Origin of the sequence: Caballeronia glebae (assembly GCF_001545035.1) — a bacterium.
Lineage (GTDB): Bacteria > Pseudomonadota > Gammaproteobacteria > Burkholderiales > Burkholderiaceae > Caballeronia > Caballeronia glebae.
In genome coordinates, this window is sequence record NZ_FCOJ02000006.1 from 116,234 (window position 1) to 139,240 (window position 23,007).

Here is a 23,007-nt window from a genome sequence, read left to right on the forward strand (position 1 = left end):
CTGCAGTTGTTCGCGTTTCGCTAAAAGCGGGCTTCGGCCCGCTTTTTTATTTGCAACGCAGTCTTTCCAAATCGGGTGTGATCAAACTTTCAGCACGTAAGCACAATGACATGCTGGCTTCACGATAAGTCATATTACTGTCACAGACTCCTCCTATATTTCGCGGTGTCGTCTCACACGCTCGAACGCTCAAACGACACACGCTCACTACTGGAGATCAAGAATGAAATTGATGCAAACCGCGCTGACCGGCCTGATTGGTGCAGTGTTCGCCATCTCCGCTCAAGCAGCCGACATCACCGGCGCGGGTTCCACCTTCGCAGCTCCGATCTACACCAAGTGGGCGGACGTCTACCAGAAGACGGGAGGCGGCAAGGTGAACTACCAGGGCATCGGCTCGTCGGGCGGTGTCAAGCAAATCATCGCGAAGACGGTGGATTTCGCAGGCTCGGACGCTCCACTGAAAGACGACGAACTCGCGAAGAACGGCCTGTTCCAGTTTCCGACCGTGGTGGGCGGCGTGGTGCCGGTGATCAACGTGCCGGGTGTGAAGGCCGGCGAAGTGACGCTGTCGGGCCAGGTGCTCGGCGACATCTACCTCGGCAAGATCAAGAAGTGGAACGACCCGGCGATCGCCGCGTTGAACCCGAAGGTCAAGCTGCCGGATACGGACATCGCGGTCGTGCGCCGCGCCGACGGCTCGGGCACCAGCTTCATCTGGACGAACTATCTGTCGAAGGTCAACGCCGACTGGAAGTCGAAGGTCGGCGAAGGTTCGACGGTCAACTGGCCGACGGGCACGGGCGGCAAGGGCAACGACGGCGTCGCGGCATTCGTGCAGCGTCTGCCGGGCGCGATCGGTTACGTGGAGTGGGCGTACGCGAAGCAGAACAAGATGACCTACGTCGGCCTGAAGAACTCGGCTGGCACGGTCGTCGAGCCGAAGACCGACACGTTCAAGGCAGCGGCCGCCGGCGCGGACTGGTCGAAGTCGTTCTATCAGATCCTGACGGACGAGCCGGGCAAGAACGCATGGCCGATCGTCGGCGCGACCTTCGTGCTGCTGCACGCGACGCAAGACAAGCCGGCGCAAGGCACGGAAACGCTGAAGTTCTTCGACTGGGCGTTCAAGAACGGCGGCCAGGCTGCGAACGATCTCGATTACATCTCGCTGCCGGATTCGGTCGTCGCGGAAATCAAGACGCAATGGAAGGCGAAGGTCAAGGACGCATCGGGCAAGTCGGTCGCGGAGTAAGCGGAGTAAACAGAGTAAGCGCAGTACACGTAGTTTGAAACTGTCTTAAGCTCTTTAAAGCCCGGACAGTCAGCAATGAGGAAAACCGCGCGGCGGGCCGAAGGGTCGGGCGCGCGGTCTGACACATAGCGAAACCAAGGCTCCCATGTCGGACATCAACTTATCGTCGGCCGTGCCGGCAGCGCATACGCAGCGCGCGCCGAGCCGCATCGGCGACATCATTTTCGGCGGCGTGACGCGGCTTGCGGCCATCGTCACGCTGCTCCTGCTTGGCGGCATCATCGTTTCGCTGCTCGTCGCGTCGATGCCGACCATCCAGAAATTCGGCCTCTCGTTCCTCTGGCGTTCGGAATGGGACCCGCCCAGCGACATGTTCGGCGCGCTCGTGCCCATCTACGGCACCATCGCGACGTCGCTCATCGCGCTCATCATCGCCGTGCCGGTGAGCTTCGGCATCGCGCTGTTTCTGACCGAACTCTCGCCCGCTTGGCTGCGCAGGCCGCTCGGCGTCGCGATCGAACTGCTCGCGGCGATCCCGTCGATCGTGTACGGCATGTGGGGCCTGCTCGTGTTCGCGCCGATCTTCGCGCAATACTTCGAGAAGCCGCTCGGCCATCTGCTCGGCGACGCGCCCTTTATCGGCATGTTCTTCCGGGGCGCGCCGATCGGCATCGGCATCCTGTGCGCCGGCGTCATTCTCGCGATCATGATCATCCCGTACATCGCCTCGGTGATGCGCGACGTGTTCGAAGTCACACCCGTGCTGCTGAAGGAATCGGCATACGGTATCGGCTGCACGACGTGGGAAGTGATGTGGAAGATCGTGCTGCCCTACACGCGCGCCGGTGTGATCGGCGGCGTAATGCTCGGCCTCGGACGCGCGCTCGGCGAGACGATGGCGGTCACGTTCGTCATCGGCAACACGAACCTGCTCGACAACGTGTCGCTCTTCTCGCCCGGCAACAGCATCACCTCGGCGCTCGCGAACGAATTCGCGGAAGCGAGTCCGGGCCTGCATACGTCGGCGTTGATGGAACTCGGTCTGATTCTCTTCGTGATCACGTTCTTCGTGCTCGCGTTCTCGAAGCTGATGCTTCTGCGCATGGAACGCGGGGAGGGCCGCAAATAATGAGCCGTCCCGCTACGTTCAACCAGGATGCGGATCGCGTCGAAGCCACGCGCCGGAAGTTGCAGCGCCGCCGCCGCGGCACGAATGCACTCGCGCTGACGCTCTCGCTCGTCGCGATGGCCTTCGGCCTGCTCTGGCTCGTGTGGATTCTCTTCACGACGCTCAAGCTCGGCATCGGCGGTTTGTCGGTAGAGCTGTTCACGCAGTCGACGCCGCCGCCGAACACCGATGGCGGCGGTCTCGCCAACGCGATCGTCGGCTCGCTGATGCTCGTCGTGCTCGCGACGTGCGTGGGCACGCCGCTCGGCATTCTCGCGGGCGTCTATCTCGCTGAATATGGCCAGAAGCGCTGGCTCGCGAGCGTCACGCGCTTTATCAACGACATTCTGTTGTCGGCGCCTTCGATCGTCGTCGGTCTGTTCGTGTATGCGATCGTCGTCGCGAAGATGAACCGCTTCTCGGGCTGGGCCGGCGTGATCGCGCTGGCCTTGCTGCAGATTCCGATCGTGATTCGTACGACCGAAAACATGCTGAAGCTCGTGCCGAACGCGTTGCGTGAAGCGGCGTTCGCACTTGGCACGCCCAAGTGGAAGATGGTGATGTCGATCACGCTGAAGGCGTCGGTCGGCGGGATCGTGACGGGCGTGTTGCTGGCGATCGCGCGCATCGCCGGCGAAACCGCGCCGCTGCTTTTCACGGCGCTGTCGAATCAGTTTTTCTCTTGGGACATGAATCAGCCGGTGGCCAATCTGCCGGTGACGATCTACAAGTTCGCGATGAGTCCGTTCCCGCAATGGCAATCGCTCGCGTGGGCGGGTGTGTTCCTGATTACGCTCGGCGTGCTGGGTCTGAATATCCTGGCGCGCGTGATCTTCTCGAAGAAATAAGGGTGGAGTGATTCCATGAACATGGTCGAAAGCGGTGTCAACCACCAGGAAAAGCCAGTCGAGCGCGCTTCGGCGCCGGGCAGCGTGCGTCCGGCGCACAGCTCGCCGCCGGCGGATTCCATCAAGCCGAAGATCGAGGTGAACAACCTCAATTTTTTCTACAACAAGTATCACGCGCTGAAGAACATCAACCTGCGCATTCCCGAGAAGAAAGTCACGGCTTTTATCGGTCCGTCGGGTTGCGGCAAGTCCACGCTTTTGCGCACGTTCAACAAGATGTATGCGCTTTATCCCGAGCAGCGCGCCGAGGGCGAGATCCTGATGGACGGCGCGAACCTGCTCGACACGACGCGCGACATCTCGCTCTTGCGCGCGCGCGTCGGCATGGTGTTTCAGAAGCCGACGCCGTTTCCGATGTCGATCTACGACAACATCGCGTTCGGCGTGAAGATGTTCGAGCAACTGTCGCGTTCGGAAATGGATGACCGCGTCGAATGGGCGCTCACCAAGGCCGCGCTCTGGACCGAAGTAAAGGACAAGCTGCAGCAGAGCGGCTACGGTTTGTCGGGCGGTCAGCAGCAGCGTCTGTGCATCGCGCGCGGCATCGCCATTCGCCCGGAAGTGCTGTTGCTCGACGAGCCTTGCTCGGCGCTCGACCCGATTTCGACGGGCCGCATCGAAGAGCTGATCGCCGAGCTGAAAAGCGACTACACGGTCGTCATCGTCACGCACAACATGCAGCAGGCGGCGCGTTGTTCGGACTACACTGCCTATATGTACCTCGGTGAATTGATCGAGTTCGGCGACACCGAAAAGATCTTCATCAAGCCGGCCCGCAAGGAAACGGAAGACTACATCACGGGCCGCTTCGGCTGATCGTCAGCCAGGTGAAACATAAGATTCTGGGAGCAGATATGTCCGATAAACATCTTTCGAGCCAGTTCGACGCCGACCTCAACGCAGTGTCGTCGAAAGTGCTGGAAATGGGCGGTCTCGTCGAGTCGCAGATCATCAACGCGATGCAGGCGCTGAACGAATTCGACATTGGCATTGCTGATCAGGTGATCGCGGCCGAAGTGCGTCTGAACACGATGGAAGTGGAGATCGACGAGGAGTGCAGCAACATCATCGCGCGCCGTCAGCCCGCCGCGCGCGACCTGCGTCTGCTCATGGCGATCTCGAAGACCATCACCAATCTCGAACGCGCCGGCGACGAGGCCGAGAAGATCGCCAAGCGCGTGAAGCGCATCAACGAAGACGGCGTGGGCCGCACGGTGAACATTGCCGAGATCAAGCTCTCGGGCGAGATGGCGGTGTCGATCCTGCGCCGCGCGCTCGATGCGTTCGCGCGTCTCGACACGGTCGCCGCCGCGCAGATCGTGCGCGACGACAAGGCCATCGACGATGAATTCCGCGCCTTCGTGCGCAAGCTCGTGACGTACATGATGGAAGACCCGCGCACGATTTCCGCGGGCCTCGACTATCTGTTCATCGCGAAGGCGGTGGAGCGTATCGGCGATCACGCGAAGAACATCGCGGAGTTCATCATCTATATCGTGAAGGGCACCGACGTGCGGCATATTTCGCGCGATCAGCTCGAACGAGAGGCGCTGAGTTAATCAGCGCAATCGCTTCATTTCAAGCAAAAGGTCAAGAGGTGCCGATGCCCAGCAGTATCCTCGTCGTCGAAGACGAACCCGCGATCTCCGAACTGATTTCGGTGAATCTTCAGCATGCGGGACATTGCCCGATTCGTGCGTATAACGCGGAACAGGCGCAAAACCTGATCAGTGATGTGTTGCCCGATCTCGTGCTGCTCGACTGGATGTTGCCGGGCAAGTCGGGCATCGCGTTCGCGCGCGATCTGCGCAACAACGAGCGCACGAAGCACATCCCGATCATCATGCTGACGGCGCGCGGCGACGAGCAGGACAAGGTGCTCGGCCTCGAAATCGGCGCGGACGATTACGTGACCAAGCCCTTTTCGCCGAAAGAGCTGATGGCGCGTATCAAGGCGGTTCTGCGCCGCCGCGCGCCGCAGTTGACCGAAGACGTGGTCGCGATCAACGGACTGCGTCTGGACCCGGCGACGCATCGCGTGGCGGCGAGTCATTCGGGCAACGACATCAAGCTCGATCTCGGCCCGACCGAATTCCGGCTGCTGCATTTCTTCATGACGCATCCGGAGCGCGTGCATAGCCGCACGCAATTGCTGGATCAGGTGTGGGGCGATCACGTGTTCGTCGAGGAGCGCACGGTCGATGTGCATATCAAGCGTCTGCGCGCCGCGCTCAAGCCGGCGGGTTGCGATGCTATGATCGAAACGGTGCGCGGCAGCGGATACCGGCTCGCGAAAAGCGCTTGAATTCTGGTTCAGCGTCATCCGCTTTAACTTGCCGCATCAACGTCACTCAGGCTCGCCGCCAACATGAACATCATCTGGACGCGTGCGATCGTGTCCCTCGCGCTGCTCGCCGTGCTCAGCGCCGCGATCGGCGCGTTCGCGGGCGTGCGCATCGCGCTCGCCTTCGCGGTGATCATGCTCGTCGTGCAAGGCATCTTCATCACGTATCACATGCAGCGCCTGTGGCGCCTGCTCGAAGCGCCGGTCTATGGCGAGGTGCCGAGCGCGCTCGGCATCTGGGGCGAAATCTACTACCGTCTGCACAAGCTCGCGAAGCGCTGGCACGCGCAAGTGCGTCAGGTCGAGCAACAGCATGCGCGCTTCATTCAGGCGATCCAGGCGTCACCGAACGGCGTCGCGATGCTCGACGATCACGATCAGATCGAGTGGTGCAACGCCATCGCCGAGAAGCACTTCGGCCTCGATGCGAAGCGCGACTTGCGTCAGCACATCACGCATCTCGTGCGCAGTCCGGATTTCGTCCGCTATCTGAACGCGCACCATTACGAAGAGATGCTCGTGATGCGCGGCATGGGCGTGAATCGCAAATACACGGTTTCGGTGCAGGTGTTTCCGTATGGCGACCATCGCAAGCTGCTTCTGACGCAGGACATCACGGAGCTGGAGCGCACGGATTCGATGCGCCGCGACTTCGTCGCCAATGTCTCGCATGAGTTGAAGACGCCGCTCACGGTGCTCTCGGGCTTTCTCGAAACCATGCGCGAATTGCCGCTCGATGAAGCCGATCGCATGCGTTATCTCGACATGATGGAGCAGCAGGCGTCCCGCATGCAGAACATCGTGCGCGATCTGCTCGTGCTCGCCAATCTCGAAGGCGATATGCGCCCGCCCGGCGACGAGCTTCTCGACATGCGCGCGGTGCTGCGTCATCTGGAAGACGACGCGAACAATCTGTCGAACGGGCGGCATCGCATCGCTTTTCATAGCGACGATGCGCTGACGGTCGCGGGCGTCGAGACCGAAGTGATGAGCGCGCTCGGCAATCTCGTCACGAACGCGGTGCGCTATACGCCGGACGGCGGGACGATCGAGGTGACGTGGCAGCGCATGAAAGATCGCGCGGTATTCACGGTGCGCGATAGCGGGCTCGGCATTCCCGCCGAGCATATTCCGCGCTTGACCGAACGTTTTTATCGCGTGGATCGCAGCCGGTCGCGGGATACGGGCGGTACCGGGCTTGGGCTTGCCATCGTCAAGCATGTGCTGCAACGGCACAACGCGGAGCTCGACGTGAAGAGCGAAGTGGGGAAGGGGAGTATGTTCATCGTGCGGTTTCCGGGATCGCGCACGGCGTTGAGGAAATCGCTGGCGGCGTAACGAACCACCCGCGAAGCAAGCGTCAAGAACAGAACTTCGCGAGCAATCCCAACTGCGCGTTACGAATCGATTTCCCCGCGCGACGCTTGCGATAGTGTCCATCGCTTTGCATGACCCACGCCGATTGATTGTCGCCGAGACACACCGACAAGCCTTCGGCGATAACCCGCCGCTTCAGCCGGCGATCGCGAATAGGGAACGCCACTTCCACCCGGCGGAAGAAGTTGCGATCCATCCAGTCGGCGCTCGACAGAAACACGTCTTCCTTGCCGTTCGCATAAAAATAGAAGATGCGATGATGTTCGAGAAAGCGCCCGACGATCGACCGAACTGTTATGTTCTCCGAAAGATCCTCCACGCCGGGCTTGAGCGAGCAAACTCCGCGCACGATCAGATCGATCTTCACGCCCGCATGCGAAGCCTCGTAAAGCGCGGCAATGACGGTAGGTTCCAATAAGGCATTCATCTTCGCGACGATGCGCGCACGTCTTCCCGCGCGCGCATGCTCGGCTTCGGCGCGAATCGCATCGATCAGCTTTGCGTGCAGCGTGAAAGGCGATTGCCATAACTGATGCAGCGCAATCTCGCCGCCGATGCCCGTCAGTTGCTGGAAGACGTGATGCACGTCCTCGCACATTTCCTGATCGGACGTCAGCAGGCCAAAGTCGGTATAAAGACGCGCCGTGCGCGGATGATAGTTGCCCGTGCCAAGATGCGCATAACGCTTCAGCACGAGCTTGCCGCCTTGCGACACGCGCCGCACGATCAGCATCATCTTCGCGTGGCACTTGTGGCCGACGACGCCGTACACCACGTGCGCGCCCACCGCTTCGAGCTGCGACGCCCAGTTGATGTTCGTCTCTTCGTCGAAGCGCGCGAGCAGCTCCACGACGACCGTCACTTCCTTGCCATTGCGCGCGGCCTGCATGAGCGCATCCATCAGCGGCGAATCGGTGCCGGTTCGATAGATGGTCTGCTTGATCGCGACGACTTGCGGATCTTTCGCGGCCTGAAGCAACAACTCCAGCACCGGCTGAAAACTCTCGTAAGGATGATGCAGCAGGATATCGCCCTGATCGATCGCATCGAAGAGATTCGACGTGTTCGCGATCGCCTTCGGCACCGACGGAATATGCGGCACGAACTTGAGGTCGGGACGATCGACCATTTCGGGCAACTGCATGAGCCGCACGAGATTCACCGCCCCGTTCACGCGATACAGATCGCGTTCGCTCAACTGACTTTCGTCGAGCAGACGCTGCACGAGATGCGGCGGCGTTTCCGCCGACACTTCGAGACGCACCGCGTTGCCCAGATGCCGCGCCGGCAATTCGCCCTGCAGCGCGACGCGCAGGTTGGTGATCTCGTCCTCGTCGACGAAAAGCTCGCTGTTGCGCGTGATGCGAAACTGATTGCAACCGCGCACGATGAGATGCGGAAACAGTTCGTTCACGAAATGCTGCATGAACGAACTCAGCAGCACGAAGCCATGCGGATAACCCGACAGCGCTTCGGGCATGCGCACGAGCCGCGGTAACGCGCGCGGCGCCTGCACGATGCCCATCATCGCCTGACGGCCGAAGGCATCGGTGCCTTCGAGCTCGACGACGAAGTTCAGGCTCTTGTTCAACACGCGCGGAAACGGATGCGCGGGATCGAGCCCGATCGGCGTCAGCACCGGCAGCAGTTCGTTCTGAAAGTAAGCGCGCGCCCACGCGGTCTGCTGCTCGGTCCAGTCTTCCGCACCGTGAAACCAGATGCCTTCCATTTCGAGCGCGGGCAGCACGATGTCATGCAGCATCGAATATTGCTGGCGCACGAGACGCTGCGCGCGTTCGGAGACGAGGTCGTAGACGTGCTGCAGCGACATGCCGTCTGGCGAGAGCGAGCCGGGATTGTCGCGCATTTGTTCTTGCAGTCCCGCCATGCGGACTTCAAAGAATTCGTCGAGATTGCTGCTGGTGATGCAGATGAAACGCAGGCGTTCCAACAGGGGAACCGTCGTGTCGGCGGCTTGCGCGAGGACGCGCTCGTTGAAACCTAGTATGCCCAGTTCGCGGTTGAATAGCGGATAGCGTATGGACATCGGAGGGAGGGAAGGAGTCTCGATCAGATGGGCAAGGGAACTTTCGGATGCTCTCACAGTATGATGTATTTTTTATGACAGAACGATTGTCACAAATTCTACTCACAATGCCGATAGCGTCGCTAGCGCGAACGCGCGATTGCGCACGAGACCGCCAGGGCCGCGCGTCAACCCGGCATAGAATAGAATTCGTGCGCTGCAACAGTGCCGCTGTGACAGTGCCTTTCCCACTTCACGATTTCTGGATATCCGATGGTCACACATCCCCATCTGCTTGCCGCGGTCGACCTCGGATCGAACAGTTTCCGGTTGATCGTCGGCCGAGTCGAGGAAACGCCCGCCGGCAGCCAGATCTATCAGGTCGACGCGTTGCGTGAGCCGGTGCGCCTCGGCGGCGGTCTGTCGAAGGACAAGATGCTCGACCGCGCGTCGCAGGTGCGCGGCTGGGATGCGCTCAAGCGCTTCGGCGAGCGTCTGCGCGACTTCCATCCCGACCAGGTGCGCGCGGTGGCCACCAATACGCTGCGCGTCGCGAAGAACGCGGACGACTTTCTCGTCGAGGCGCAAGCGGCGCTCGGCTTTCCGATCGAAGTCATCGCCGGGCGCGAGGAAGCGCGCCTCATCTACGCGGGCGCCGCGCATTCGGTGCCGGCGAGCGCGGGCAAGCGGCTCGTGGTCGATATCGGCGGCGGCTCGACGGAATTCATCATCGGGTCGCATTACACGCCGATCCACATGGAGAGCCTCTATATCGGCTGCGTGAGCCATAGCCGTCAGTTCTTCCCGGCCGGCAACGTCGACGAATACACGATGCGTCAGGCCGAGCTTGCCGCCAAGCGTGAAATCCAGATCATCTCCAGCGAATACAAGGGGACCGGCTGGGATCAGGCGATCGGCTCGTCGGGCACGGCGCGCGCGCTCGCGGAACTGATCGAGGCGAACGGCTTCAACGACGAAGGCATCACGCACGGCATCTCACGCGGCGGGCTGGAAAAGTTAAAGCGCGCGCTCATCAAGGCGGAGAACGTCAACCGGCTCAAGCTCGTCGCGCTCAAGCCCGATCGCATACCGGTGCTGGCGGGCGGCTTGTCGATCATGCTCGGCGTGTTCGAGGAACTGGGCGTCGAATATGCCGACACGACCGATGCCGCGCTGCGCCTCGGCGTGCTCTACGACTTGCTCGGGCGCTCGCAGCATCAGGACATGCGCACGGTGACGGTCGAAGGCTTCAAGCGCCGCTATGCCGTCGATGCCGCGCAGGCCGAACGCATCGGCGATCTGGCGATCAGCTTCTACGATCAACTCGGCGAACCCGACGATGACGTGCGCGAGGAGAACCGCATGTTCCTCGCGTGGGCCGCTTCGCTGCACGAGATCGGCTTGTCGATCGCGCATAGCGCCTATCACAAGCATTCGGCGTATATCGCGAGCAATGCCGACATGCCGGGTTTCTCGCGTACCGATCAGGCGCGTCTCGCCGCGCTCGTGTTGGGACACGCGGGCAAGCTCGGCAAGCTCGCGCAGGCGCGCGACGTCGAGTGGACGCTGCTCTTCTGTCTGCGGCTCGCGGCGCTGCTGTCGCGCCGCCGCACGGATGTCGGGCTCCCCGGCATAGAGGTGCGAAGGGCGGGCGGCGGTTTCGAAGTGCATCTGCCGAACGAGTGGGTGACGAATAATCCGCTCACCGATTACAGCCTCGTTCAGGAAGCGATGGAATGGGAGAAGATCGGCCGGCCCTATCGCGTGGTGTACACGGGCGACTGAATTCAGCGCCGCAAAAAAGACAAGGCCCCGTCGAATGAACGGGGCCTTGCGCGTTTTAGGGCTTCAGCGTCCCTGCATGTCGCCGATGAAATGGCGCGCGTATCGCGCGTTGATCTCGCAGAGACGGAAGAGCGTGAGGAAATCGGCGGTGTTGAAATCGGGGTCCCAGGCCGGCGCGCCGCAAATTTTCGCACCGAGGCGCAGATAGCCCTTCACGAGCGGCGGCGGGCTCACGTTCGCACCGGTGCGCAACTCTTCGACGGGCAGCGGCGTATGCGGGAACGCGCGGTATTCGGGCGCGGTGAGCGCATCGGCCGGCAGCGAGGTATAGAGATTCGCCGCGTAATGACCGCCGTCGATCATCCCGACGCTCGCGCAGCCGAGCATCGTTTCGTAGCCGTTTTGCATCATGTGCGCGGCGAGTCCGCCCCACAGCGACATGATGACCGCGCCGTTGCGATAGTCCGGATGCACGCACGAGCGGCCCACTTCGACGAGCTTCGGACGCAGGTGCGTGAGGCGCGAAACGTCGAACTCGCTTTCGGCGTAGAGACGCCCGACGCGCGCGGCCTGATGCGGCGGCAGCACGCGATACGTGCCCACTACCTGCAGCGTGTCGAGATCGCGCACGAGCAGGTGATCGCAATAGGCGTCGAAGGCGTCGACGTCGAGTCCGGCTGGGCCGGAAAGACGCGCGCCCATTTCTTCGGAGAACACGCGAAAGCGCAGGCGCTGCGCGTCGTGCAGGGCGTCGTCGTCACGCGCCCACGCAACTTGCAGGCGCTCGCGGCCCGTATTCGTTTCCGACGGGCGTGGAAGGTGACGGCGCGAATCGAGCGAGAGCGATGACGCTCCGCGTTGCAGGAAAGGCGTCGGCATATCTTGCATTGGCGTTCCTCGACAGGACGTTGCTGTGGCTTCAAGTCCTCGCCAATGTAGTAATGCACGGTGACGCTCGCATGGCATCGCAATGACGTTTCGATGAAACGACACCGGGATGAACGCGAGCTTATGGGCCTAGAGCAGGTCCGGATTGATCACGGCGCGCAGCACGCCGTGGCCGTCGCCGCCGCGTGTGCGGGACTGGAACCACCAGATGCCCGACTTCTTGATCGACCATTCCGCTTCGTGTCCCGTCATGATGAGCGCGGCGATGTGACCGAGCGTCGGCTGATGCCCGATTACGACAACCGTCTCCGCGATGCCGTCCGGCCAGCCGGCCGCATCGAGCGCCGCCTGCGCGCCGTTGCCGGGCGCGAGCGCGTCGATTACGCGATAACGGTCGCCGAAGGCCTCCGCCGTCTGGATCGTGCGCGTCGCGGGACTGGCGAGCAGCACGGCGTCACCCTCGATGCGCGGCTTCAGCCACTTCGCGATGCCTTGCGCCTGTTTGCGCCCGCGCGATGTAAGCTGCCGCGCGAGATCGGTCGACGCCTGATCTTCCGCTTCGGCGTGTCGCCAGAGAATGAGGTTCATCGAGTGTCTCCGAATGATGAGATTCGCTTTCGGACGTAGCAGAAAGATGCGTGCCCGCGTTGGGCATTGCGGACGTGCGTGAGGCACGTTACAATCTGCGGCTCGTCGGAGCGTAGCGCAGCCTGGTAGCGCATCTGATTTGGGATCAGAGGGTCGTAGGTTCGAATCCTATCGCTCCGACCACGATACACGAAGGGGTTACAAGTTACGGCTTGTAACCCCTTTGTCTTTTCTAAGCTCGTCCGGGAGTCTCATGTTGCGTACCGTTTCCGCCTTCGTCTGCGCCGTATTCTTCGCGCTCGGTCTGGCTGCTTGCGCGGAGCCGGCTCAACACAAGCACGTACCGCAAGATCCGCCCGACTACAAGGGCGTGCCGACGGACATGACGCCGCCCTCGATGATCACCGATCCGGCCAAACCACAGTAGGCAGCGACCCAGGAAACGCGAAGCCCCGATGCGGACGCACCGGGGCTTCTGACCCGCGCCAGCCGTTCGCGCGGAGTTTGGCGCGGGCTGACGTCAGTGTAGGAATTTGAGCGCGGCGTGCGTGTATGCGCTTGTTTCGGAGCGTAACGGGATGCAAGGACGCAGCGGCGCGCGTTGCAACGAGCGGTAATCGGAAACCGTTACTCGTCGCGCGAAATCAGAGGTGTTGATCCAGCGAAACATTTGCCGGCCGGGTATCATCGCCCGAATCTGTTGCAAATTGTATCTGCCATGAATCTGCTCTGGATTTTCGCCGCCGTTGCCCCGCTTGCCGTGGCATCGCTCATCGCGTTTGCCGCGCGTATCGATCCGCTGTCGGGGCATTGGCGCACGCGGGCGCGCAAAGACCGCTAAGACGAACGCCGCCTGCGAGGGCCACGAGCGTCACTGCTTGCAGCGGATGACCATCGAGCGATTCTTGATGTTCGCGCCGAGAATCCCGCCCAGAGTGCCGCCCGCGGTCGCGCCGTTGTCGGTATCCTTCGAGACCACGTCGTAACCATACGCGCCGCACATTTCGCCCGCCTGCTTGTAGCAGGCCGCCCAGCTCGTGCTGGCGTCGCCGCCGCTGCAGTTGATCGCGAAGCCGGTATCGCCCGAAGGCAGATAGGTCATCGTCGGGCCGCTCGCACAGCCGGCCAGCGCGCCGGTTAGCGCCAGAGCCGCGCCGAGCGCGGCCGTGTTCATCCTCATCGTCAATTTCATCGATTTTCCTCGTAACGACCGCCGGGTCTTCACCGCGGCGGCAGATAGCGCGCGGGGTCCGTCGAGCGGCCCATGTAGCGCACTTCGAAATGCAGCATCGTGCGATCGCTGTCGGTATCGCCCATTTCGGCGATTTGCTGGCCCTGCTGCACCGTCTGGCCTTCCTTCACCAGAAGCACGCGATTGTGGGCGTAGGCGGTCAGATATTCGTCGTCATGCTTGACGATCAGCATGTTGCCGTAGCCGCGCAGACCGTTGCCGGCGTAGACGACATTGCCGGTCGCGGCGGCGACGACGGGCGTGCCCGCCGCATTGGCGATGTCGATGCCCTTCGAATTCTTGCCGTCGAAGCCGCGAATGACGCTGCCCTGCGCGGGCCACACGAGCTTGACGCCCGGCCCGGGCTTGTTCGGCTCCGACGCCTGCGTGCTGGCGCCGCTCTTCGTACTGCCAGCAGTCGCCGCACCCGACGAATTCGCGACGCTCGCGCTGCCCGCCGGCGGCGCGATACGCAGCACCTGCCCGACCTCGATGGCGTCGGCATTCGTCAGCCCGTTCCAGCGCTTGACGTTCGCGATCGTGGTGCGATTCTCACGCGCGATCTTGGAAACCGTGTCCCCACGCTCCACGCGATAGAAACCCGGCGCGACCGGCCCCGTTCCACAAGCGGCCAGCACTGCGACGAGCGATGCGCAGACGAGCCGTCGAATTATTTTTTGCAAACCTGACCTCGCAAAGCACCGCCGCGGGAAGTGCCCGGCACAGCCGCGCGGCGAGTCGAAAGGCAGGATTTTACCGTCTCGGGTTTCCCCGTACAGAAAGACGCCGGTTCGCCTACGCCTCCGGTGCGACGACGAGCCTCAACGAAGCCGTCTCCGTCTTGCCCGGCGCGAGCCAGCGCAGACCGCGCCCGTTGTGGATTGCGTCGGGCAGGCCGATCCACGGCTCGACGCAATAGAAGTCCGAGGTATCCGATTCGGTCCAGGTCGTGACCGCGTACCACGGCACCGAATCCGGCTGCTGCAGCTCGAAGCTGATCGTGCGCTTCAGGCCCGGCAGCTTCAGCAACATCGGCTCGTCGGACTGGCGCGTGAGGCAATGAAACGTATCGACGATGCCCGGATCGGCGAGCGAATAACGCGGCAGGCCGGGCTCGCCTTCGGTGATCGAGCCGTCCGGAAGCTGACGGCGACGCTCGGTGCGCGGCAGCTCGACGCTGCTCTCCGCGCGCTGGCCGTGCGGCAGATGAAAATAAAAGTGATGCCCGGCGTAGTAGGGCAGCGCGACCTCGCCCGGATTCGACGTCGTTAGTTCGACTTCGAGCGTATTGCCGTCGATGATGCGGTACGCCGCCTCGAAGCGGAACGCGAACGGATAGCCGTCGCGCGTGGCGTCGCTGTCGACGAGCGTCATGCGCAGACCGTGGCCGTCGGCGTCGCGCGTGCAGGAAAAGGGCAGGTTGCGCGCGAAGCCGTGCGTCGGCAGCGCATGCACGACGCCTTCCGGGTCGCGCCATTTGCCGATTTCACCATCGACGAAATGTCGCCCGAGAAACGGAAAGAGCAGCGGATTGCCGCCGCGGATTTTCGCGGGATTGGACCAGTCCGGCGCGTCGGGCCAGTGGACGACCGGCTGGCCGCCGACGCGCCAGGTCATGAGCCGTCCGCCCGCGCGCGGCGCGAGCTGAATGGCGGCGCCGTCGCGCTCGATTTCGATGACGTCAGTTTCCGGTGACATGATGGCGGGTGCTCCGTTGAATGGCGAGGCGCCGCGCACGCTTGAACGGCGCGGCTCGAACCCGTCGATTCTGCCTTGGAATCCCGTCCGGAAAAACCCTTTGCGGGAAATTGCGACTGAGCAACGCATCTGCGATGTGTTGTTATATGCTCCCTGTGTTGGGAATCAGACGGACAAGGAGTAATCATGGATTTGGCGATGACAATGGGCGTCGCGATGTTTGCGCTCTTCGGCGCGAGCACGGCACTCTTTCTCTACAGCCTGAAGGTCTGACGGGCGACTGCGGATTTGCCACTCCGCGCGGCGTTCGCACGCGCGATTGCTTTCGTATTCCCTATACTCTGCTTTCGATATTGCTTCGTTTTACCGACGATTTACTTTCGACGCAATTTGTGTGCGGTAAGCGCTTGGCGCTCGATTTCGCCGACGGCATAATCGGTCCGGTTTGCGCGCCGTATCGACTCATCCTTCCTGTTCCACATTCCCTGATTGCCTCTTCAGGCTTCGCGTGACGCGAGGAATGGAACTGCACGGCGCGTCCTTCACTTTCCCCGAAAAAGGACCGACGCGTGACTTTGTGGTTTCTCGTATTTTTGAGCGTGCTCCAGGGCGTGACCGAACTCTTTCCGGTCAGCAGCCTCGGCCACACGCTGCTCGTTCCCGGCCTGATCGGCATGCACATCGACAAGCATGCGCCGCAATTGCTGCCGTTTCTCGTCGCGCTGCATCTCGGCACGGCCATCGCGCTGCTCTGGTATTTCCGCAAACGCTGGATCGCGCTGATCCGCGGTTTCGTCGCGTCGCTCGGCGGCCGCAAGAACGACGACGGCCACATGATGTGGGCGCTTATCATCGGCACGATTCCGACGGGCATCGTCGGTCTGGTGCTGGAAAAGCGGCTCGAAGCGCTCTTTCACGATCTGCGGATCGTCGCGGCGGCGTTGATCGTCAACGGCGTGCTTCTGTGGCTGGGCGACCGTCTGCAGAAAAGCCGCGCGATGCAGGCGCCGGAAAAGCTCACGTTCAAGCAGGCGTTTCTGGTCGGCCTGGCGCAGATCGGCGCGCTGATTCCGGGCTTTTCGCGCAGCGGTCTGACGATGATCGCGGGCGTGGGCGCGGGACTCACGGCGGAAGCGGCGGCGGAATTCTCGTTCCTGCTCGGCACGCCGATCATCTTCGCGGCGGGCGTGCTCGAATTGCCGAAGCTCTTCCACGCACCGGGCCAACTTGCCGATTCCATACTGGGCGGCGTGTTGACGGGCATCGCGGCGTATCTGAGCGTGCGCTTCCTGATGCGCTATTTCGAAGGCCACGGCAAGCTCGCGTCGTTCGGCGTGTATTGCGTGATCGCGGGAATCTTCTTCCTGAGCTGGTTCACGATGCATCCGCAGCCGGTGTGACCACTCGGGACAAGGGCGGCGGCGAATGAGGTAAAATCGCGGTCTCTTCTGATCGGCGGCGGTTTTCGCGTTTGCCTTTGTTTTCGCGTATGCCTTCGCGCGCTTTCGGTTCTCCGCCCTTAGCTCAGCTGGATAGAGCAACGGCCTTCTAAGCCGTAGGTCACACGTTCGAGTCGTGTAGGGCGGGCCAAATGGCCTGCACATAAGCGCAAAGCCCAGTCTTATCGGCTGGGCTTTCTGCTTTCTGCTTTCTGCTTCCCGCTTCCCGCTTCCCGGATAACCGCATCGAGGATCAGCAGGCCTAAGCGACGCATGCTGGCCCGCTTCCTGCCCTTCCTTTTTCCGCGTGCGCGCAGGGTTCCGGCAATCCTGCGCCCCGCAACGCATCGGAAAAATTAACCATCTCGTACAAGCCAAGCGTGCCGCCCAGCGACGGTGCGCCGATGCGTCATCGTGGCGCGCGGTGCGCCACAACGGTGACGGCGCGTGGCTGCATCGTCGAAAGAGGGTGACTTGAACAATCGAGCATACGAAACCAGTCCGGCGCAATGCTCGCTATGGAATCGCAAGAAGCTGCGCCTGCAAGCGGATTCGCGGCGCGTGCTGCTCGCGTTGCCGGAGCGCATGCTCGGCGCATCGCTCGCGTCGCTGTTCGAGCTGAAGGGCTTCCCGGCGCAGCTTGCGGTGGATGCGGCATCGGTCAGACGCGCCGTCGGGCAATGGCGTCCGCATGTGCTTTTTCTCGATACGCGGGTCGGTGGCTGCGGCAACTATGCGCTGGTCCGAGCGCTGCGCGAAGCCGATGACGACGCCAGTCGCCTCGTCATCGCGATGAGCGGTTTTCTGCCCGAAGAGCCGATCGCGCATCTCAAGGAAGCGGGCTACGACGGGCATTGCCGCCGTCCGTGTCCCGTGTGGCAGATGACCGATCTGCTCGACGAGTTCTTCGCGTGTCACGCGGTCCGTTGATGGCATCGGGCGCGCCGGCTTGTTGCCGCAGCGCGCGCGCATAGCTGCGCGGCCCGAATACGACATTGAGCGCGATCATCGCGACGAGGCTTGCGGCGAGCATCGTCCACGTCATCGAGAAGCCGCCGCTCACGTCGCGCACGATGCCCGCGACGACCGGCGCCGCCGCCGCGATGACGAAACCCACGCCCTGCACGAATGCGACGAGCCGCGCGGCCAACGCGGGATCGTCGGCGTGATCGAGCGTCAGCACGAGCGAGAGCGCGAACACGCCGCCCAGCCCGGCGCCGAGTAACGCGACCACCGCGAGCGGCGACCAAAGCGGCGCGACGACGAGCAGCGCGAAACCCGCGAATTGCGCGACGAGACCGAGCGCGATCCACGGGCGACGGTCCCGGCCGCCTCCGAAGCGCGCCGCCGCCATCGGCAACAGCAGCGCCGACGCCGCCTGGAACGCCGTGAGCATCGCCAGCAGCGCGCCGCTCTCGGTCACGCCGCGGCCGAGTTGCTGATAGTACGCGGGCATCCACGCGACGAGGCTCGTATAGCCGCCGTTGACGAGCCCGAAGAAGATCCCGAGCGTCCACGCGCGGCGATTGAGAAAGAGCGACGGCGCGCGTGGCGCGTGGCGCGTCGACGAGGCGCGCGGCAACGCGTCGGCGCGCATCAGCAGCATCCACACGGCGAGTGCGATCAGCGCGGGGACCGCCCAGAACGCGAGTCCCGCCTGCCACGAGACGCGCGATGCGACGGCCGGCGTGATGCTCGCGCCGAACCCGCCGCCCGCCATGATCGACGCGGAATAGAGACCCATCGCGAAGGGCAGGCGCGCGGCGAAGCGCGTTTTCATCACGCCGGGCAACAGCGCCTGAATGACCGCGACGCCCGTGCCCGCGATCGCCGCGCTCGCGATGAGCGCAGCCGCGCTCCCGCCGACGAGCCGCCCCGCGCACGCCGCGACGATCGCGATGAGGCCGAACGCGACGCCGCGCGCATTGCCGATCGAGCGTGACAGCGCGCCCGCGCCGAACGCGCACACGCCCATCGCGACGACGGGCAGACCGGTCAGCAACGACGCGCCGCGAAACGACAATCCCGTCGTGTGCAGAATCACGCCCATCAACGGGCTGACGGAGGTGAGCAACGGCCGCAGATTCAGGCCGATCGCGACGATCGCCGCGAGCCACGCGAGATTCGATGCGCGCGGATTCATCGCGGCTTCACCGGGGGCGATGCTTTCATGCGACGAAATCCTCCTGTGAAGCGTCAAATTTGGTTGACCATTCTAACGATATTTGGTCAACCAGAAATACGGCGAAACGAATAACCCGGATTCGTGCACGGCCCTGCGCGCTCGCTACAATGCGGTTCATCGCAAGCACGGCAAGGCATCATGGCATCGCGCAAGGACACATCATCGAACGAGATTTCCGCTGACGAGCGCGTCTACGCGGCGATCGCGTCCGCGCTCTTGCAGGGCAAACTCGCGCCCGGCGCGCAACTCGTCGAGCGCGAACTTGCCGCCGCGTTCGGCTGCACGCGCGGCGCGATCCGCAAGGTGCTCGCGCGGCTCGGTGCGGAAGGCAAGCTCACGCTGGAGGCGAATCGCGGCGCGTTCGTGCCGTCGCCGACGCCCGCCGGCATCCGCGAGGTTTATCGCGCGCGGCAAGTCGTGGAGGCGGGCATCGTCGCTTCGCTGTGCGGCGCTCTGAGCGCGCGGGCGAAGCGGGCGTTGCGCGCCCACGTCAAGGCCGAGCAGCGCGCGGTGAAGGCGGCAAGCGTGGCGGAATGCGTGCGTCTCGCGGGCCACTTTCACGTGCTGCTCGCGGAACTCGCGGGCACGCCGGAAGTGGCGGCGTTTCTCGCGAAACTCGTCGCGAAGACCGAGCTTTACAAGGCGCTTTTCGATCCGTCGAAGCTGTCGAACTGCTCGTCGGACGAACACGGACAACTCGTCGATGCCCTGGAGAACGGCGATCTCGACGCCGCGCTCACGTCGATGCGCACGCATCTCGACGAACTGGAAGCGCGCGTTCTCGCGCAAGCGAGCGAGACGCGCACGAGCGATCTGGCGACGCTCTTCGCGCCCGCGTGAACATCGATAAAAAAGGGCCGCGGCTTCGAAAGTCGCGGCCCTTTTTTCATTGCAACGCCTGCGGAAGACTTACTGCGAGAAGTCGAGCGCGTTGGTCAGATCGCCCATCTTCTGCGCACCGTTGGACACCAGCGCGGCGTCGCGCGCGGCGAGGCCCGGCAGCGTCGGCAAGCTGAAGCGCTTCGTGATGAGGCGCAGGATCGACGTGGTGTCGTACTGCGTGTGATCGACGAAGCCCTTCTTCGCGTAGGGCGAAATGATGAGCGCCGGAATCCGCGTGCCCGGGCCCCAGCGATCGCCCTTCGGCGGCGCGACGTGATCCCAGAAGCCGCCGTTTTCGTCGTAGGTCACGACGACGACCATGTTCTTCCACTGCGGGCTCTTCTGCAGATGCGAGATCAGATCGGCGATGTGCTGATCGCCCTGCGCGACGTCCGTGTAACCCGCGTGCTCGTTCAGGTTGCCCTGCGGCTTGTAGAACGCGACTTGCGGCAGCGTGCCCGCGTCAATCGCCTTGATGAACTCCGAACCGTTCGTGCCGCCGTCGAGCAGATGTTGCGCGCGGTTGGCCGTGCCCGGCGCGAGATCGGCGAAGTAGTTGAACGGCTGATGATGCGTCTGGAAGTCGGGCACCACGTTGGTCGCGCCGTTGATGACCGAGCGGTCCGCGAGCGCCGCGGCCCACGAGCCGCCGTACCACGCCCAGCTCACGCCCGCGTTGTTCAGCAGATCGCCGATGTGCTGCTGCGTTTGCGGCGGCAGCGTATTGGCCTTGGTCGAATCGCCGAGAGCCGGATCGACGCCCGCGGGCGCCGGGTTGCCGCTCGGCTGATACGGCGGCTGCATCGTGTTGATCGCGTAGAAGTCGGGCGTGAGCGTGCCCGAGTTCACGAACTGCGCGTCAGCCGAGCCGGTGAGCGCCGAAGGCGGCGGATTCGTCTTGAGCTTGAGCGACACGCCATCTGCATTCACCGCCGAGATCGAGCCGGCCGCGACGCTCTTGTCCGCGTTCGGGTAGATCGGCGTGCACGCGCAGACGAGCCACTGGTGGTTCAGGAACGAGCCGCCGAACGCGCCCATGAAGAAGTTGTCCGCGAGCGTGTATTGCTGCGCGATCTTGTAGAGCGGCAGCTTCTCCGGCGGCGTGTCGTAGTGGCCCATCACGAGCGCGCCCGAATCGCCCCACGCGGCGAACTTGTCGTTCTTGCCGCCGTCGATCTGCATCTGGTTCTCGTAGAAACGGTGATACAGATCGCGCGTCGTGACGTTGAGCTGAATGTTGAAGCCCTTGGGATCGTCGATCGCGAACGGCTCGTTCGGCAGGTTCGTCGTCATCGCCGCGGTGATCGCGGGCGTCACGCCCGTCGCGGTCAGACCCGTCCAGATCGTCGGCAATGTCGGCAGCACGCTGCCGTCGCGATCGAGCTGCTGCGCGTTCGCCGCCGTCACGTTCTGCAGGCCGTTTGCGCCGGAGAAGTGTCCATACAGGTTATCGAAGCTGCGGTTTTCCGCGTAGATCACGACGACGTTCTTCACCGAAGAGATGTCGCTGTCGTTATGGTCGTCGCCGCCGCATGCGTAGAGGCCGAATGCAGCAGTTGCCACGAGCGGCACTGCGCAAACGAGTTTCTTGTTCATTGAAATTCTCTCTTGTGTTGGGGACCGGCGCACGGCGCGGGCTTCGTCGTCGAATAAGCCTTTGCTCGCCGGCGTGCGCAGTGTCGCAACGCAAATTGACGCGGCCATGTAATAAGGCTTTCGGTTGCGTAATGTTTGCTTAATAAATTTCGATCGCACGGGTCCGGGTCGAAAGCCTCGATGCTTGTCACATGAAAGACATGCGGGCGAAATACGCTTCGGCATCTTTCAATTCCGATTTCCACGTCCATGTCTTCGATGCGTTTGCCGTTCGTTCTGTGTTCCATCGCGCTTGCCGCGTTATCGGCGGCGATGAGCGGCTGCGATTCCCACGCGGCGGACAAGAACGCGAGCGCTGCGACGCAGGCTGCGACCCCCGTCGTGCCCCACGGCCAATCGCGCGCGGAAGTCTTCGCGCATGTGAAGCAGATCACGGCGCTCGGCGAGAAGCTCTTCTTCGATCCGTCGCTATCCGGCTCGGGCAAGCTCGCGTGCGCGTCGTGTCATAGCCCGAATCACGCGTTCGGGCCGCCGAACGCGCTGTCCGTGCAACTCGGCGGCAACGACATGCATCAGCCAGGTTTTCGCGCGGTGCCTTCGCTTGAGTATTTGCAGTCGGTTCCGGCTTTCACGCGTCACTTTCACGATTCCGACGACGAAGGCGACGAGAGCGTCGATGCCGGTCCGACCGGCGGCCTCACGTGGGACGGCCGCGTTGATCGCGGCTCGGATCAGGCGCGCATTCCGATCCTGTCGTCGTTCGAGATGGGCAGCACGCCCGCCGCGGTCGTCGCGGCCGTGAAGGCGTCGTCCTATGCCGGGGACTTCCGGCGCGCGTTCGGCGCCGATGTCTTCGATAGCGACGACAAGGCGTTCGCCTCGGTGCTGGAGTCGCTCGAAGCGTTCGAGCAATCGCCCGAAAAGTTCTATCCGTACACGAGCAAGTACGACGCGTTCCTCGCCGGCCGCGCGAAGCTCAACGACGCCGAGATGCACGGCCTGCGGCTCTTCAACGACGAGAACAAGGGCAACTGCGCGTCCTGCCACATCAGCCAGCGCGCGAAGGACGGCTCGCCGCCGCAGTTCAGCGACTTCGGCCTGATCGCGATCGGCGTACCGCGTAATCGCGCGTTGCCGATCAACCGGAACCCGAACTTCCACGATCTCGGCGCGTGCGGTCCCGAGCGCCGCGACCTGAAGGGCATGGACGAGTATTGCGGGATATTCCGCACGCCGTCGCTGCGCAACGTCGCGACGCGCAAGGCCTTCTTCCACAACGGCATCTATCATCGTCTGGACGACGTGGTGCGCTTCTATGTCGAGCGCGATACGAACCCCGAGAAGTTCTATCCGGTGTCGAAGCATGGCGTCGTCCAGAAGTTCGACGACTTGCCGAAGAAGTACTGGGAGAACATCAACACCGAGCCGCCGTTCGATCGCAAGAAGGGCGACAAGCCCGCGCTCGACGAAGCCGAGATCAAGGATGTCGTCGCGTTCCTCGGTACGCTCACCGACGGCTACGATCCGGCGAAGGACAAGAACTCGCAAAAGGGCATCGGCATCAACGAAATGAAGTCCGCGCAAAACTGAGGCGGCGCGGGCGGCGCGGCCCGCGCATCAATGCTATTCTCGTTGCT

22 protein-coding genes and 2 tRNA genes are annotated in these 23,007 nt (G+C 63.0%); 16 read left to right on the forward strand and 8 right to left on the reverse strand.

The genetic code is table 11. From position 1 onward, the window contains the following. Window positions 1-223 precede the first annotated feature (223 nt). From pstS to phoR, 7 genes are all read left to right on the forward strand, one after another. A complete protein-coding gene (pstS, locus tag AWB82_RS06205) occupies window positions 224-1,255 on the forward strand; it encodes a phosphate ABC transporter substrate-binding protein PstS (RefSeq protein WP_086966274.1) in 1,032 nt (343 codons plus the stop codon). A 145-nt stretch (window positions 1,256-1,400) separates the two neighbouring features. Further along, the gene (gene pstC, locus AWB82_RS06210; RefSeq protein ID WP_086966275.1) at window positions 1,401-2,384 is read left to right on the forward strand and encodes a phosphate ABC transporter permease PstC; all 984 of its coding nucleotides are present in this window, start codon (window positions 1,401-1,403) and stop codon (window positions 2,382-2,384) included. Next, window positions 2,384-3,271 carry a phosphate ABC transporter permease PstA gene (gene pstA / locus AWB82_RS06215; RefSeq protein ID WP_086966276.1) on the forward strand — a complete coding sequence of 296 codons (888 nt, stop codon included), beginning with the start codon at window positions 2,384-2,386 and terminating at the stop codon, window positions 3,269-3,271. The genes pstC and pstA overlap by 1 nt, the downstream gene beginning before the upstream one ends. Window positions 3,272-3,286: 15 nt before the next feature. Continuing rightward, window positions 3,287-4,147, forward strand: coding sequence for a phosphate ABC transporter ATP-binding protein PstB (gene pstB / locus AWB82_RS06220; protein ID WP_086966277.1), 861 nt, complete (start codon window positions 3,287-3,289; stop codon window positions 4,145-4,147). Between the two features lie 38 nt (window positions 4,148-4,185). Further along, entirely contained in the window at window positions 4,186-4,890 is a 705-nt protein-coding gene (phoU, locus tag AWB82_RS06225) for a phosphate signaling complex protein PhoU (protein ID WP_086966278.1), read from the forward strand. Between the two features lie 44 nt (window positions 4,891-4,934). Continuing rightward, entirely contained in the window at window positions 4,935-5,636 is a 702-nt protein-coding gene (gene phoB / locus AWB82_RS06230; protein ID WP_044041449.1) for a phosphate regulon transcriptional regulator PhoB, read from the forward strand. A 63-nt stretch (window positions 5,637-5,699) separates the two neighbouring features. Further along, window positions 5,700-7,013 (forward strand): phosphate regulon sensor histidine kinase PhoR, encoded by a 1,314-nt coding sequence (gene phoR / locus AWB82_RS06235; RefSeq protein WP_086966279.1) that lies wholly within the window; start codon window positions 5,700-5,702, stop codon window positions 7,011-7,013. 22 nt (window positions 7,014-7,035) lie between these two features. Here phoR and ppk1 read toward each other — a convergent pair whose 3' ends face one another. Beyond that, complete coding sequence (gene ppk1 / locus AWB82_RS06240; protein ID WP_086966280.1) at window positions 7,036-9,099, reverse strand: polyphosphate kinase 1; 2,064 nt, start codon at window positions 9,097-9,099, stop codon at window positions 7,036-7,038. 252 nt (window positions 9,100-9,351) lie between these two features. On the opposite strand from ppk1, the gene ppx reads away from it, so the two are divergent. Next, a complete protein-coding gene (gene ppx, locus AWB82_RS06245; RefSeq protein WP_086966281.1) occupies window positions 9,352-10,863 on the forward strand; it encodes an exopolyphosphatase in 1,512 nt (503 codons plus the stop codon). Window positions 10,864-10,926: 63 nt separating this feature from the next. On the opposite strand, the gene AWB82_RS06250 is transcribed toward ppx, so the two are convergent. Together AWB82_RS06250 and AWB82_RS06255 are read right to left on the reverse strand one after the other, a co-directional pair. Beyond that, window positions 10,927-11,751: a GNAT family N-acetyltransferase gene (locus AWB82_RS06250; protein ID WP_086966282.1), complete on the reverse strand. Its 825-nt coding sequence runs from the start codon at window positions 11,749-11,751 to the stop codon at window positions 10,927-10,929. Between the two features lie 129 nt (window positions 11,752-11,880). Further along, window positions 11,881-12,339, reverse strand: coding sequence for a SixA phosphatase family protein (locus AWB82_RS06255; protein WP_086966283.1), 459 nt, complete (start codon window positions 12,337-12,339; stop codon window positions 11,881-11,883). 106 nt (window positions 12,340-12,445) lie between these two features. Here AWB82_RS06255 and AWB82_RS06260 point away from each other — a divergent pair. From AWB82_RS06260 to AWB82_RS38810, 3 genes are all read left to right on the forward strand, one after another. Next, window positions 12,446-12,522: transfer RNA gene (locus tag AWB82_RS06260), tRNA-Pro, on the forward strand. A 70-nt stretch (window positions 12,523-12,592) separates the two neighbouring features. Next, entirely contained in the window at window positions 12,593-12,766 is a 174-nt protein-coding gene (locus AWB82_RS37585) for a hypothetical protein (RefSeq protein WP_159462560.1), read from the forward strand. 291 nt (window positions 12,767-13,057) lie between these two features. Continuing rightward, window positions 13,058-13,180, forward strand: coding sequence for a DUF2147 domain-containing protein (locus tag AWB82_RS38810; protein ID WP_268811019.1), 123 nt, complete (start codon window positions 13,058-13,060; stop codon window positions 13,178-13,180). 30 nt (window positions 13,181-13,210) lie between these two features. On the opposite strand, the gene AWB82_RS06265 is transcribed toward AWB82_RS38810, so the two are convergent. The 3 genes from AWB82_RS06265 to AWB82_RS06275 form a co-directional block, all read right to left on the reverse strand. After that, window positions 13,211-13,531 (reverse strand): hypothetical protein, encoded by a 321-nt coding sequence (locus AWB82_RS06265; protein ID WP_096031419.1) that lies wholly within the window; start codon window positions 13,529-13,531, stop codon window positions 13,211-13,213. A gap of 29 nt (window positions 13,532-13,560) precedes the next feature. Continuing rightward, window positions 13,561-14,253, reverse strand: coding sequence for a peptidoglycan DD-metalloendopeptidase family protein (locus AWB82_RS06270; protein WP_086966284.1), 693 nt, complete (start codon window positions 14,251-14,253; stop codon window positions 13,561-13,563). Window positions 14,254-14,365: 112 nt separating this feature from the next. After that, a complete protein-coding gene (locus AWB82_RS06275) occupies window positions 14,366-15,268 on the reverse strand; it encodes an aldose epimerase family protein (protein WP_086966285.1) in 903 nt (300 codons plus the stop codon). A gap of 569 nt (window positions 15,269-15,837) precedes the next feature. On the opposite strand from AWB82_RS06275, the gene AWB82_RS06280 reads away from it, so the two are divergent. The 3 genes from AWB82_RS06280 (at window position 15,838) to AWB82_RS06290 (ending at window position 17,637) form a co-directional block, all read left to right on the forward strand. Continuing rightward, a complete protein-coding gene (locus tag AWB82_RS06280; protein WP_086966286.1) occupies window positions 15,838-16,668 on the forward strand; it encodes an undecaprenyl-diphosphate phosphatase in 831 nt (276 codons plus the stop codon). Window positions 16,669-16,781: 113 nt separating this feature from the next. Continuing rightward, a tRNA-Arg gene (locus AWB82_RS06285) sits at window positions 16,782-16,858 on the forward strand. 323 nt (window positions 16,859-17,181) lie between these two features. Next, complete coding sequence (locus AWB82_RS06290) at window positions 17,182-17,637, forward strand: response regulator (RefSeq protein ID WP_086966287.1); 456 nt, start codon at window positions 17,182-17,184, stop codon at window positions 17,635-17,637. On the opposite strand, the gene AWB82_RS06295 is transcribed toward AWB82_RS06290, so the two are convergent. Further along, on the reverse strand, window positions 17,537-18,850 hold the full coding sequence (locus AWB82_RS06295) for a cyanate transporter (RefSeq protein ID WP_086966288.1): 1,314 nt from the start codon (window positions 18,848-18,850) through the stop codon (window positions 17,537-17,539). The genes AWB82_RS06290 and AWB82_RS06295 overlap by 101 nt on opposite strands. Before the next feature lie 180 nt (window positions 18,851-19,030). Here AWB82_RS06295 and AWB82_RS06300 point away from each other — a divergent pair, with 180 nt between their 5' ends. Next, complete coding sequence (locus AWB82_RS06300) at window positions 19,031-19,732, forward strand: GntR family transcriptional regulator (protein ID WP_086966289.1); 702 nt, start codon at window positions 19,031-19,033, stop codon at window positions 19,730-19,732. A 69-nt stretch (window positions 19,733-19,801) separates the two neighbouring features. Here AWB82_RS06300 and AWB82_RS06305 read toward each other — a convergent pair whose 3' ends face one another. Beyond that, window positions 19,802-21,370, reverse strand: coding sequence for an acid phosphatase (locus AWB82_RS06305; protein WP_086966290.1), 1,569 nt, complete (start codon window positions 21,368-21,370; stop codon window positions 19,802-19,804). Window positions 21,371-21,619: 249 nt separating this feature from the next. Between AWB82_RS06305 and AWB82_RS06310 the strand changes: the two genes are divergently transcribed. Next, a complete protein-coding gene (locus AWB82_RS06310) occupies window positions 21,620-22,960 on the forward strand; it encodes a cytochrome-c peroxidase (protein WP_086966291.1) in 1,341 nt (446 codons plus the stop codon). Window positions 22,961-23,007 lie beyond the last annotated feature (47 nt).

Coding starts and splice junctions, on each gene's coding strand:
- pstS (WP_086966274.1), top strand. CDS start 224: ATGAAATTGATGCAAACCGCGCTGACCGGCCTGATTGGTGCAGTGTTC.
- pstC (WP_086966275.1), top strand. CDS start 1,401: ATGTCGGACATCAACTTATCGTCGGCCGTGCCGGCAGCGCATACGCAG.
- pstA (WP_086966276.1), top strand. CDS start 2,384: ATGAGCCGTCCCGCTACGTTCAACCAGGATGCGGATCGCGTCGAAGCC.
- pstB (WP_086966277.1), top strand. CDS start 3,287: ATGAACATGGTCGAAAGCGGTGTCAACCACCAGGAAAAGCCAGTCGAG.
- phoU (WP_086966278.1), top strand. CDS start 4,186: ATGTCCGATAAACATCTTTCGAGCCAGTTCGACGCCGACCTCAACGCA.
- phoB (WP_044041449.1), top strand. CDS start 4,935: ATGCCCAGCAGTATCCTCGTCGTCGAAGACGAACCCGCGATCTCCGAA.
- phoR (WP_086966279.1), top strand. CDS start 5,700: ATGAACATCATCTGGACGCGTGCGATCGTGTCCCTCGCGCTGCTCGCC.
- ppk1 (WP_086966280.1), bottom strand. CDS start 9,099: ATGTCCATACGCTATCCGCTATTCAACCGCGAACTGGGCATACTAGGT.
- ppx (WP_086966281.1), top strand. CDS start 9,352: ATGGTCACACATCCCCATCTGCTTGCCGCGGTCGACCTCGGATCGAAC.
- AWB82_RS06250 (WP_086966282.1), bottom strand. CDS start 11,751: ATGCAAGATATGCCGACGCCTTTCCTGCAACGCGGAGCGTCATCGCTC.
- AWB82_RS06255 (WP_086966283.1), bottom strand. CDS start 12,339: ATGAACCTCATTCTCTGGCGACACGCCGAAGCGGAAGATCAGGCGTCG.
- AWB82_RS37585 (WP_159462560.1), top strand. CDS start 12,593: ATGTTGCGTACCGTTTCCGCCTTCGTCTGCGCCGTATTCTTCGCGCTC.
- AWB82_RS38810 (WP_268811019.1), top strand. CDS start 13,058: ATGAATCTGCTCTGGATTTTCGCCGCCGTTGCCCCGCTTGCCGTGGCA.
- AWB82_RS06265 (WP_096031419.1), bottom strand. CDS start 13,531: ATGAAATTGACGATGAGGATGAACACGGCCGCGCTCGGCGCGGCTCTG.
- AWB82_RS06275 (WP_086966285.1), bottom strand. CDS start 15,268: ATGTCACCGGAAACTGACGTCATCGAAATCGAGCGCGACGGCGCCGCC.
- AWB82_RS06295 (WP_086966288.1), bottom strand. CDS start 18,850: ATGAATCCGCGCGCATCGAATCTCGCGTGGCTCGCGGCGATCGTCGCG.
- AWB82_RS06300 (WP_086966289.1), top strand. CDS start 19,031: ATGGCATCGCGCAAGGACACATCATCGAACGAGATTTCCGCTGACGAG.
- AWB82_RS06305 (WP_086966290.1), bottom strand. CDS start 21,370: ATGAACAAGAAACTCGTTTGCGCAGTGCCGCTCGTGGCAACTGCTGCA.
- AWB82_RS06310 (WP_086966291.1), top strand. CDS start 21,620: ATGTCTTCGATGCGTTTGCCGTTCGTTCTGTGTTCCATCGCGCTTGCC.